The sequence below is a fragment of the Acidisarcina sp. genome (assembly GCA_035539175.1).
Taxonomy (GTDB): Bacteria; Acidobacteriota; Terriglobia; order Terriglobales; family Acidobacteriaceae; genus JANXZS01.
On sequence record DATLIY010000007.1, the window covers coordinates 994,465 to 1,006,304 of the forward strand.

General features: G+C 58.0%; 8 protein-coding genes. 3 read left to right on the forward strand and 5 right to left on the reverse strand.

What is annotated here, in order from left to right; genetic code table 11:
* Positions 1–120 precede the first annotated feature (120 nt).
* The 4 genes from acs to galE form a co-directional block, all read right to left on the reverse strand.
* Positions 121–2,085: an acetate--CoA ligase gene (gene acs, locus VM554_06890; protein ID HVJ08092.1), complete on the reverse strand. Its 1,965-nt coding sequence runs from the start codon at positions 2,083–2,085 to the stop codon at positions 121–123.
* A gap of 227 nt (positions 2,086–2,312) precedes the next feature.
* Positions 2,313–3,884, reverse strand: coding sequence for a family 43 glycosylhydrolase (locus VM554_06895; protein HVJ08093.1), 1,572 nt, complete (start codon positions 3,882–3,884; stop codon positions 2,313–2,315).
* 385 nt (positions 3,885–4,269) lie between these two features.
* Complete coding sequence (locus tag VM554_06900; protein ID HVJ08094.1) at positions 4,270–5,649, reverse strand: MFS transporter; 1,380 nt, start codon at positions 5,647–5,649, stop codon at positions 4,270–4,272.
* Between the two features lie 278 nt (positions 5,650–5,927).
* On the reverse strand, positions 5,928–6,905 hold the full coding sequence (gene galE / locus VM554_06905; protein ID HVJ08095.1) for a UDP-glucose 4-epimerase GalE: 978 nt from the start codon (positions 6,903–6,905) through the stop codon (positions 5,928–5,930).
* 441 nt (positions 6,906–7,346) lie between these two features.
* Here galE and VM554_06910 point away from each other — a divergent pair, with 441 nt between their 5' ends.
* The 3 genes from VM554_06910 to VM554_06920 all read left to right on the forward strand — a co-directional run bounded on the left by VM554_06910 (position 7,347) and on the right by VM554_06920 (position 10,899).
* A complete protein-coding gene (locus VM554_06910; GenBank protein HVJ08096.1) occupies positions 7,347–8,438 on the forward strand; it encodes a TonB family protein in 1,092 nt (363 codons plus the stop codon).
* Positions 8,439–8,512: 74 nt separating this feature from the next.
* Positions 8,513–10,246 carry a M48 family metalloprotease gene (locus tag VM554_06915; protein ID HVJ08097.1) on the forward strand — a complete coding sequence of 578 codons (1,734 nt, stop codon included), beginning with the start codon at positions 8,513–8,515 and terminating at the stop codon, positions 10,244–10,246.
* Positions 10,247–10,356: 110 nt separating this feature from the next.
* On the forward strand, positions 10,357–10,899 hold the full coding sequence (locus VM554_06920; GenBank protein HVJ08098.1) for an outer membrane beta-barrel protein: 543 nt from the start codon (positions 10,357–10,359) through the stop codon (positions 10,897–10,899).
* Positions 10,900–11,089: 190 nt separating this feature from the next.
* Here the strand turns inward: VM554_06920 and VM554_06925 are convergent, their stop codons facing one another.
* The gene (locus VM554_06925) at positions 11,090–11,671 is read right to left on the reverse strand and encodes an outer membrane beta-barrel protein (GenBank protein ID HVJ08099.1); all 582 of its coding nucleotides are present in this window, start codon (positions 11,669–11,671) and stop codon (positions 11,090–11,092) included.
* Positions 11,672–11,840: the final 169 nt, after the last annotated feature.

Below are 11,840 nucleotides of genomic sequence, written 5' to 3' on the forward strand. Positions count from 1 at the left end.
CACTCCACTGAGATTGTCATCCTGAGCGAAGGGAAGGACCTGCTTTTCAGCATCAACCAGAAAAACGGCCAGCGAGTATCTCTCGCTGACCGTTTGCTTTTTTTCGCCAACTTGCTGCGCCTATCCTTCGTCGGCCTCGCGCAGTTTGGAGATGACCGTGAAGTCCTCGAGCGTAGTTGTGTCTCCCTTGATCTCGCCATGCGTCGCGAGTTCGCGCAGCAGGCGGCGCATGATCTTGCCGCTGCGCGTCTTGGGCAGCGCATCGGTAAAGCGCAGATCATCGGGACGAGCGAGCGAGCCGATCTCCTTGGCCACCCACTTACGCAGCTCTTCCTTAAGCTCGTTCGAGGGCTGGTAGCCGGACTCGAGCGTCACGAAGGCCGAGATCGCCTGGCCCTTCAGTTCATCCGGACGGCCAACCACAGCGGCTTCCGCCACCTTGGGATGAGCGACCAGGGCAGACTCTACCTCCATCGTCCCCAGCCTGTGCCCGGAGACATTGATGACGTCATCAACGCGCCCCATCAGCCAGTAGTAGCCATCCGCATCGCAGCGCGCGCCATCCCCCGTAAAGTAGGAGCCGGGAATCTCGCTCCAATACGCCTGGACGTAACGGTCAGGATCGTTGTAGATGGTGCGTGCCATTCCGGGCCATGGCTTGCGGATAACGAGAAGACCTCCGCTGCCCACCGGCACCGGGTCGCCGGATCTTGTAACAACCTCTGGCACAATTCCAGGAAACGGGCGAGTAGCCGAACCCGGTTTCGTGGGGATGGCTCCAGGAATTGGAGACAGCATGATCGCGCCGGTCTCCGTCTGCCACCAGGTATCCACAATGGGGCAGCGATTCTTGCCGATCTTCTCGCGATACCACATCCAGGCTTCCGGATTGATGGGCTCGCCGACCGTACCCAGCAGGCGCAGGCTGTCGAGATTGTATTTCTCCGGATACTGATCTCCCCACTTGATGAAGGAACGAATCGCCGTGGGAGCGGTGTAAAAGACCGTTACTCTATGGTCGTCGATGATCTTCCAGAACCGGTCCTGCGCCGGAAAATTCGGAGCGCCCTCGTACATCACGGTGGTCACGCCATTCTGCAGCGCGCCGTAGACCACGTAGGAGTGGCCTGTAACCCATCCAATGTCGGCCGTGCACCAGTAGACATCGTCTTCCTTGAGATCGAAGATGAGCTTGCTGGTGATATAGGTCTGCACCGCGTAGCCGCCCGTGGTGTGCACCAGTCCCTTGGGCTTCCCCGTCGTGCCGGAGGTGTACAGGATGTAGAGCGGATCCTCCGAATCCATCGGCTCCGCGGGACACTCCGGCGAGGCTGACGCCATCAGCTCATGCCACCAGTGATCGCGGCCGGACTGCATGTTGACCGGAGTTCCGGAGCGTTTGTAAACCACCACATGCTTGACGGAAGGAGTGTTGGCGATGGCCTCATCTACCACTTGCTTGAGCTTGACCTCAGACCCGCGGCGGTACGAAGTATCCTGCGTGAGCACCGCCACGCACTGCGCGTCGTTGATGCGATCCACCAACGCATTGGCGGCGAAACCGCCAAAGATCACAGAGTGGATGGCGCCAATGCGCGCACAGGCCAGCAACGCAATTGCCAGCTCCGGAGTCATACCCATGTAGATGGCAACGCGATCGCCCTTGCGGATGCCAAGGCCCTTAAGGACGTTGGCCAGCTTCTGAACCTCTACGTGCAGATCCCCAAAGGTAAGCTTGCGAACTTCCCCCGGCTCCCCCTCCCACAGGATCGCAACCTTGTCCTTGCGGCTGCCGAGAGCGTGCCGGTCGACGCAGTTGTAGCAGAGGTTGAGCTTGCCGCCGACAAACCACTTCGCCCAGGGCAGATTCCACTCGAGCACGCTGGTCCAGGGCTCAAACCAGTGCAGTTCGCTGGCGACGCTGGCCCAGTATGTCTCAGGGTCTTTGATGGACCGCTGGTAGAGCTCTTCATACTGCGCAAAGCTCTTGATGTGGGCCTGCCGCGCAAACTCCTCGGGCACCGGAAATACCCGGTTTTCCCGCAGTGTGGAATCCAGATTCACATTGGTAGTCGAAGACGCCATCCGCTTTCCTTACCTTTCACCCTGGGTTATTGCCTTGAGTTCCGGCGCATGGCTTACCCACCCGCCTCGGTTACACGACCATGTGCACAGCACATGTTTTCAGCTGAAATTGGCGGACACCCATCGAGAGGGACGTCCGCCATTCGTGTGACTCACAGTAATTCGTCGGCTTATAGATCGGCAAGTCCTGCCGTGATTCCGCCCGATTTCAAGTGCCAGGGTGGGCGCTACTCCACGTAGGGCCAGCCGTCGGCATCCAATCCGAGGCGATTGATGCCCAATGCGGGCCAGCCGTTGTTGTTGCCGTCGTAATAGTGGTAAACGAGCGTCGGCTGGCTGCCGTCGGTGAAAACGCTCTGGCCACCGGGACCGTTGACGTTGCCGTGGGCGCTGAGCAGAATCGTCCCTCCACCCTGCATCAGGTCCAGCCCGCCACGATCCAGATACGGCCCGGTGGGACTCTTCGATCGGCCGACGATGATCCTGTAAGTCGAACTGTTTCCACTGCAGCAGACGTTAATCGACGCGAAGTAGTAGTACCAGCCATTGAAAGGGTAAATGAAGGGGCCCTCTTCTCCCGCCGAAGGAAGACCACGCTGCGCAATGTTGTAAATGGTCGGGTTCGAGCTGAGTCGCAGGCCTGTGGCCGGGTCCAGTTGAATCACGTGGATGCCGTCCTCCCATGATCCGAAGACCAGCCACCGGTTGCCTGAGGCATCCACAAAAGGAGCCGGATCGATAGCATTGAACCTGGTCGTCGATCCGGTCGTGGAGCCGTAAGACTCGATAATCTGGCCGGCATCCGTCCACGGCCCGTTGGGATTCGCGCTCGTCGTCAGGCCGATGATTGCCTGCGCGCCGCTATGTGGTTCGATCGGGATCGAGTAGTACTGGAAATACGTGCCATTCGCATAGAGCACGTCAGGCGCCCAAATGTCTGTGTTCTGGCCATTGTTCCACGAAGGCGGAGTTTGTAGACCGCTCCACAAAGCAAGGTCCGGACCGATGTCCGGGCAATTCGCATAGCCTCCGCGCTGGGCCGCGGTGCAAGTTTGGCTGAAGGTGAAATTCACCATGTCTGCGGAGCTTGCCAGTGTGCTGTGTGTTCCATAGAGCCAATAAGTACCGCCCGTGTCCTTCAGCATGTAGGGGTCGTGGACAGAGACGCCTGCGCCGGCAACCGGGAGCGGCGCAGGGTAAGGCGAATTGCCGGTGGAGGTCAGTGCCCACTCCTGGCAGGTGCAGCCGGTTCCGGTCGTAGCTCGCGCGCCTTGATCGATCACCGCCGCCGAGGTGGCATTCGAACCGCCGTCCTCCAGATACAGGCCGCTATTTGCGTTCTTGATCAGGTAATTGCCATCCGCGAGCAAATAGAACTGCCACAGGTGATCGCTGGTTCCGTTATCGGCCCATTGAACCGCCGCCGCCCCACTGGCCTTCGAAGCATTCGTAATACCCATGACCTGATGTGTCGCCAGATTTTCCACGTTGAATTGCTGATTGCCCATGGGGACGAAGTGCCAAAGCTGATCCGGAGTTCCGGCGTCACCTGCCTGCACCACGCTCGCTCCGGCGACCTGGCTTTGCCCGGAGATGCTCAGCTCCAGACCGCTGCTTGCGTTCCTGATCCTGTATTGCAGATTGTCGCTGACGCTGGTGAGCGTTCCACTGTCCGGGGTGGAACTGGAGCCAGCACCCGGACTCGAAGTGGTGGTGGAGGAGGTGCCTGATCCCCCGCAACCGATTGAGAGGGTGGTGATTATGGAGAGAATGGTCATCGCATAGACAGGAAACTTCAAAGGAATCCTCCTGGGAATCGGGCGACTCAGCAAACGTTTTCTCGCCTCAGCATTTTCTCGTGACCCCAAAAATTATGTATAGATTCCAGGGGAATTAGCCCCTGATTTCAGTGGAGAAAAATGCAGATGCGAGCGGCGGGCAAAGTATAGCCTTCGGGTCGCGGGAGCTGTCAATAGAAAACGATTTCTGGAGAACGCCGAAAGTCCAAGAACAGGTCCTTCACTTCGTTCAGGATGACAATATTGCGCTCCACAACGGTCTTGTCATCCTGAACGAAGTGAAGGACCTGTCGCCTCGAACCAATGCTGTTGTCATCCTGTACAGAAGATGCTTTCGTCCTACGGCAATGGACGATAGCCGGAGCAGGCTCTGGAGAAACATGCGCTAGTCGTTGAACTCATCCCATATTCTGCGATCCTTGGTTTCGGGAAGCCAGATCAGGCCAACGAAGAATGTCAGCGTGGCAACCGCAATCGGCCAGACCAGCCCCATGTACTTCGCGTTGACGTCGCCCGGGTGATTCGTCAGCCACCACGCAGCCAGCCAGGTAGCCACCAGCGGAGTGAGCCCGCCGAACTCACCATTCCCCAGGTGATAGGGGATGGACATCGAGGTATAGCGAATCCGCGCGGGGAAAAGCTCGACCAGCAGGGCCGCGATAGGTCCATAGACCATGGTGACGTAAAGGACCTGGATAAAGATGAGCAGGACCATGATCGGCCGGTTCACCAGGACTGCGCCATTGACTTTGGTGACCGCCGCTGCCATGGCATGATAGATCGGCCAGTACGTCAACGCGGCCAGCGCGCAACCGGAAAGGATGAGCGGCTTGCGGCCCAACTTATCCGACAGCCAACCGAAGAGCACGAAGAATGGAGTCGCCGCGACAAGTGCGATGGCGATGATCACGTACGCGTCTTTGTAGTTCACGCCCAGGGTTTTGGTCAGGAAGATGAGCGCGTAGAACTGCCCCGTGTACCAGACGACTGCCTGGCCCGCGGTGGCTCCGAAGAGAGCCAGCAGGATCAACCCCCAGTTTTTGCGGCCAATATCGGTGATTGGTGAAGCCGATGTCTTCCCCTCGCGCTTGAGGCGGGCAAAGAGCGGGGATTCCTTCAGACGAAGGCGGATCCACAGCGAAAAGATCACCAGCACCAGGGACAGCAGAAACGGGATGCGCCATCCCCATGCTTGAAAAGCGGCATCGCCCAGTTGGATGCGTGCGATCAACACTATGAGCAGCGCCGCAAACAGCCCCAATGTAGCCGTTGTCTGGATATAGCTGGTGTAGAGTCCGCGTTGATGATCCGGCGCATGTTCGGCGACGTAAGTGGCGGCGCCGCCATACTCGCCGCCCAGCGCGAGGCCCTGCAGGCAGCGCAGAAGCACAAGCAGTACCGGCGCCGCCATGCCAATCTGCTTATACGTCGGCAGCAGACCCACAGCAAAGGTAGAGAGGCCCATCACGGAAAGAGTCACAAGGAATGTGTTCTTGCGGCCTACCAGGTCGCCAACGTGCCCGAAAAATGCCGCTCCAAAGGGACGGACTGCGAAGCCAGCCCATAAAGCTCCCAGACTGAAGAGAAAACCTGTTGCGAGGCTCCCGGGAAAGAATTGGCCGGAGAGAACGACGGTGAGAATGGCGTACAGGTAGAAGTCGTACCACTCGATCAATGTGCCCGCCGAGGAGGCGAGAATCACGTGACCAAGCCCGGAAGAAGACGCGTCATCTACAAAACCAGTTGCGCTGGCTACTGAGTTCATGAATGCCCCCGGCAGACCCTAAGGGGAGGGTCGCTCAATGCATAGAATGCTCCGCAACCATAGCTGGCTTGCAGCAATCCGTGTCAAGAAGAAACAGCGTTTGGATTGTTAATTCTGCATCTGCGGTGGGAGGATAAGACGCGAGTTGGAGGCGAGAAATGGCGGGAAGACGAATGGATAGCGTGCATGCCCTCGGGAAGGGATTGCCGCCCGCCTGACCACCCACTTGGCCGCATACGGCCCGGGTATGGTTTCAGGCGGCAATCCACGGATTCTTCCTACTTGCTATTGGCGTAACGCAGCTTGTGCCACTCCCAGGCGCTGGAAATGATGTCATCGAGTTGCGTGAACTGAGGCTTCCAGCCTAGCTCGTTGCCGATCTTCTCCGAGCTGGCGATCAGCACCGCCGGGTCTCCGGCCCTTCTTGGCTGTTCCTCTACCGGGATGGCGTGCCCTGTCACACGGCGTGCCGACTCGACAACTTCGCGCACCGTGAAGCCCACTCCATTGCCCAGGTTGTAGATCAGCTTGTCGCGCTGGGACAGGGCCTCGAAAGCCAGCAGATGCGCCTGCGCGAGGTCGGAGACGTGGATGTAGTCGCGAATGCAGGTACCGTCGTGAGTGGGATAATCCGTGCCAAAAATCTTGATATTTTTCCTGCGCCCGAGCGCCACATCCAGGATCAGCGGAATGATGTGCGACTCAGGCTCATGCGCCTCGCCACGCCCCGGGATGGCTCCGGCAACATTGAAGTAGCGCAGGCTTGCGTAATGCAGGCCGTGGATCTGGTGCATCCAGCGAAGCATATGCTCCACCAGCAGCTTGGACTCGCCATAGGCATTGGTCGGCTGCAAGGCGGCGTCTTCTCGAATCGGAGTGCTGGCTGGCTCGCCATACACCGCGGCAGTGGAGGAAAAGACCAGGCGCTTGACATTGGTGGCGATCATCGCCTCCAGCAGCGCCAGCGTGGAGGCAGTGTTAGTGCGAAAGTAGAGCTCGGGTTTCTGCATGCTCTCGCCAGCCTCAATCAAAGCGGCGAAATGCATGGCGCCATCAAATTTCGTCGCGGTGAAAAGTTTTTCAAGTTGCGCGCGATCCGCGACGTCGCCTTCGATAAAAGTGACGCCGGCCGGGACCATCTCCCGCCTGCTGTGGCAGAGATTGTCGTAAACCGTGACGGTATGACCTTGTTGCATCAGCAAATTAGCGACTGTACCGCCGATATATCCCGCTCCGCCTGTTACAAGAATTTTCAATGAAGCTCTCCTCTTGCGCATTAATGTCCGCGACTGATCTCCTTGATTGTAAAGGCAACGAATTCAGAGACTACGCAAACCAAAAGCGCCAGATGCGCTTCTAATCACATGGCGGTCTTAGGAGACCGGGGAACGAGTGAGCAGGATCACGCTACAATAAAGGTGGTAAGTCGTCCTCAGCTTGCACAACTTTCGGGTGACTGCAATCGCCAGCAATGTGCGCTATCGTACGTTCAACCCTGAGAAAAAAGGCTCACTCAGGGCAACGGGTTCTGTAGCACTTGGAAGAATTCTGCTGAAAAATATCGCTTGAATTCTCGATCTTTGGACAAGACTCGCTCTCATTCCCCTGACGGTCCGGTTCGACAGAATCAGCGAAAGTTGAAAGACCGGATTCAATTAGCATCACGACGACTTAAGCGAAATGAATAGGTTCTATCTATGCCGGAAGACGTTCTGAATCGCGCAAATTTCGGACTCCTCCCCGAACCGGAAGCCCGGTGGGGATCGTTTGGTGTAAGCACCGTCACGAACCTCGTCATCGCGGGGCTTCTGGTTCTATTCACCATGGCTTCGATACATCATCAGGCTCAGTTGAAGACACTCCAGACGACCGAGCTGGTCTTCCCGAGCGAGCCACCCAAGATTTCGCGTCCGCCGGTACCGAAGGTGAAGTACACGCCGCCGCCAAAGCCGGAACTGCTGCCGCAGCCCAAGATCGCACTGCCCAAGCAACTGCAGAAGATCGAGCCGCCCAAGGTACAGGAGGTCAAGCTGAACTCGCCGGTCCTGCCGGCTGTTCCGCCAGCTCCGCCGAAGGCAGTAGCTCCTCCTCCGCAGCCGAAGGTTGGCCTGTTCGCAAGCGCAGCGCCGACGCCGGTGGCCAATAACCGGAGCGCACCCAGTACCAAGGTGGGTGGTTTTGGAGATCCGGTGGGAGTCAAGCCGAACCCCAACGCAAAAGGTCCCAGCCAGCTTGCCGCAGTAGGCAGCTTTGCCAACGCGCCTGGAGTGGGTGCTCCGGGTGCCGGCGCCGCCCGCCGGGGATCGGTGCAGGGGGTTAACTTCGGTTCAGGGGTAGCTCATGGCGTTCCCGGAGGCACGGATCGCGGAACAGTAGCATCTTCCGGCTTCAAGAACGGTATGATTGGTGGGACACCCGGGGGAACAGGCACTGGCAGAGGCTCGGTCGCCACGGGTGGTCTGGGTACGACAGGAATTGGTGGCACGGGTGTGGCTCCGGCAGCAATACCTGCAAAGCCAAGCTTCACTCTGCCAGAGGTACTCTCCGAACCGGCCCCGCAATATACGGCGGAGGCAAAGAAAGCCCGGATTCAAGGAGAGGTAACGCTTCAGGTACGTTTTTTGGCTACTGGACAAGTGCAGGTTCTGCGTGTGGTAAATGGTTTGGGACACGGGCTGGATGAACAGGCGATGCGGGTTGCAGAACAGATCCGCTTCAAGCCGGCTATGAGAGATGGCCAGGCTGTCGACCACACGACGCTGATTCACGTCACGTTCCAGCTTGCATAGTGTTGGGGAGTCAGCTCTGGAAGGTATATAGGGAACGCGTAGTACACAAGTAAAAGAAATTCAGGAGCCAGGAAATGACCTTGCGGAAGTTATGGATGACAAGTCTGCTGCTCTGCCTGACCGTTGTGGCGGCAGAGGCGAAGAAAGCTGCCAAATTTGAGCCGGCGACGCCACTCACTGCGGATCAGAGCGCGTTGATTCAGAAGGCTGTCGCCCGGGAAAAGATCACCATTAAAGCAATCCAGAAGCGGACCCCGCTGGTAGAGACGTATATCCAGAATATGCGTCCCGACCCGAAGCTGTATGCGGTGCCGCTCTCGGATCAATACCTGTTGAGCCGGGTCGATTTTGGCCGTACGTTCACCGATAAATCCTACGACTCCGAGCGCTCGGAGAATAAGGGCTTCCTGAAGGGCTCCCTGAAGGCAATTACGGGGCTTTCCAAGGCGTTCAAGCTGGAATATGTTTCGACTGGCTTCATGCAGATGATGTTTGTCGATCCGGTCAGCTTCGACCAGCAACACTATGATTTTGCGTACGTCCGCCGCGACTTTCTCGGCAGCGTCCGCACGATGGTCTTCGATGTCCATCCGAAGCCGGGCCTGGGCTCGGGCCGCTTCTCCGGCCGTATCTGGATTGAGGATCAGGATGGCAACATCGTCCGCTTCAATGGTACGTACACGGGAAACAGCGAAGACGAGTCGCCGCGCTACTTCCACTTTGACAGCTGGCGCATGAACCTGCAGCCGGACGTCTGGCTACCGGTGGCGGTTTACGCCGAAGAGACGCAGCGTGGCGATACCGAGAAGGCCGTAGGCTTTCGCGCGCAGACCCACTTCTGGGGCTACTCGCTCAAGCTGCCGACGCACGACTCGGACAATGCCTCCATCAAGATCGACGACGTGACCGATAAGAGCGACCAGTCTTCCGATGTAAGCCCGCTTCAGGCGCAACGCGCTTGGATCTCGCAGGCGGAAGAGAACGTTCTGGACCGTCTCGTCCAGGCCGGCTTGATCGCTCCTCCCAGCGACTTCGATAAGGTTCTGGAGACGATCACGAACAACATCGTGATCGGCAACAACCTCGCGCTGACGGAGAACATCAAGTGCCGCGTCATGCTGACGGCGCCGCTGGAATCGCTGGCCGTCGGTAACACCATTCTTTTGAGCAAGGGCCTGATCGACGTGCTCCCCTCGGAAGAAGGAGTGGCCGCCGTGCTGAGCTTTGAGCTTGCGCACATCGTTCTTGGCCATCACATCGACACCCGCTATGCCTTTAACGATCGTCTCTTGTTCCCGGACGAGGCGACGTTCTCGCGCATCAACATGCAGCACTCCGACACCGACGACACCGACGCTGCCAAGACAGCCCTCAAGCTGCTCAACAACTCGGTGTACAAGGACAAGCTTCCCAACGCCGGCCTGTTCTTCGCACAGCTCCAGGCTCGCGGCAAGGAATTGTCGGCACTCAATTCGCCACGGCTCGGTGATGGCCTTCTGCGCGCCGATGGAACGCCCTGGCTCTCCGACCTGATGAAGGGATCGCCCAAGCTGGACCAGGATAAGCTGGACCAGATTGCAGCTCTTCCCCTCGGCAGCCGTCTGAAGACCGATCCCTGGGACGATAAGGTCGTCTACATGAACGTCAAGCCGGTGCCGCTACTCAACGCACGCGACAAGATGCCTCTGGAGTTGACCCCGATTATCCTGAAGCTCTCCCGCTACGCACCGCCAACCGTTGCTCCGGCGCCAGCGGCTCCAGCCACCGGAACCGCCTCCGCGGAACAGGCTCCTGCGGCAGCACAATAAAACGGAACCAAACGCCCCATTTCGGTGTGGGCGGTACGGAAATTCAAGAGCGGACTGGACTTAATGTTCAGCCCGCTCTTTTTTGCATCTATATTGAAAGCGAGGAGATTATGCTAGCGCTCAAAAAGAAGCTGCTTTTACTAGCCCCTTTTCTAGTTATCCCCATCGCCCTCAATGCACAGGCCGTCCCGGCCGCCAGGGGTGGGACAGGTTCCATCTTTGCTGGCGGCACTTATAGCGCCTTTAAACCCGATTTTGGCAGCAATTGGCTCATGGGTATTGGGGGATTTTTTGACGTGAACCTGACCGACAGATATGGCGCCGAGGGAGAAGCCCGCCTGCTGCGCTTCAATCAGCGTCAGGATGTGCATGAAGATACGTACATGATCGGACCGAAAATCAACTTCCGGCACAACCGATTTGATCCTTACGGCAAGGTGCTTTTCGGCGTGGGCGAGATCAACCTCACCAACAGCTACGCACATGGCGGATTCTTCGCAATGGCCTTCGGTGGGGGCCTCGACTATCGGCTGACGCCTCGCCTCAAAGTGCGCGTAGTCGATTATGAATACCAGATGTGGCCTGGCTTCCTGAACAAGGGCCTGTCGCCCTCCGGGTTTAGCTTCGGCGCTTCCTATCGGGTCTTTAAGTAGTCCTTACCCGGTTAGCAGCATGCCGGCAGAGTAGCCACTCCGTGAAGAAGCAAGGCTCCCGGGAGACTTGGGTGCTGTCCTCGCTTCCGGAGTAACCTAGGCAGCTTCGTTTCCTGGCGCAAAAAAGAGCGGTCAGCAGAGAGTAACTCGCTGACCGCTCTTTCCTTTGTGCTCTTCCTGCAGGCAAGACCTAGAAGTGGTAGGCGATGCCAACCACGGGGTTGGAGATGTTGTAATACCGATTCGTCCGGAACTGTTCCAGTCCGAAGCTTGGAGCCTTCAGGATGATGCCGCGATACTCTGCGCGGATATCGAAGCTCGGGCTGATCTCGTAGGCAATGCCGCCGCCATACAATCCGCCCACGCTGGTGCTTTTCTTCGCATCCAGAGTCGAGGTGCTGGAGTCTTTGAGTGGGCTGAAGATATAGCCGCCCACGCCTGCCTCAAGAAATGGGTTCAGGTGCTTGAAATTGAAATTGAAGACGTATGCGGCCGAGATCTCCTGCATCCGTGTATGGATGCGGATGTTGGGCAGGAAGGAGGTGACATACTTGTTCGCGTTCTGCGTGTACTGGTAGTTCAGCTCCACTGCACTCCGTGGAGTCAGCATGTAGCGGTAGCTCGCCAATCCGCCGAGCCCGTTGGTGCCTGTCTGCCGCACCGCATTGCCGCTAATGTATGGAGGGATAATCCCCGACACGCTCAGGCTGACATCCTGCCTGCTTTCCTGCGCAAAACCCGCTACTGCCAAAACCGGCAGTAGAATCAACAATAGAGCACTCTTCTTCATGCTTAAGTGAACCTCTCGCCTGCTCAACCAGCCGGCAGGCGCTATGCCTCTCGGGCTTGTCGAATTCTCAAAAATACGGGTCCACGGACCCACTCAGGCAATTGTACCTGCCACGGCGTCTGCATGCGACGACTTCGGGCCGGAAGATGCT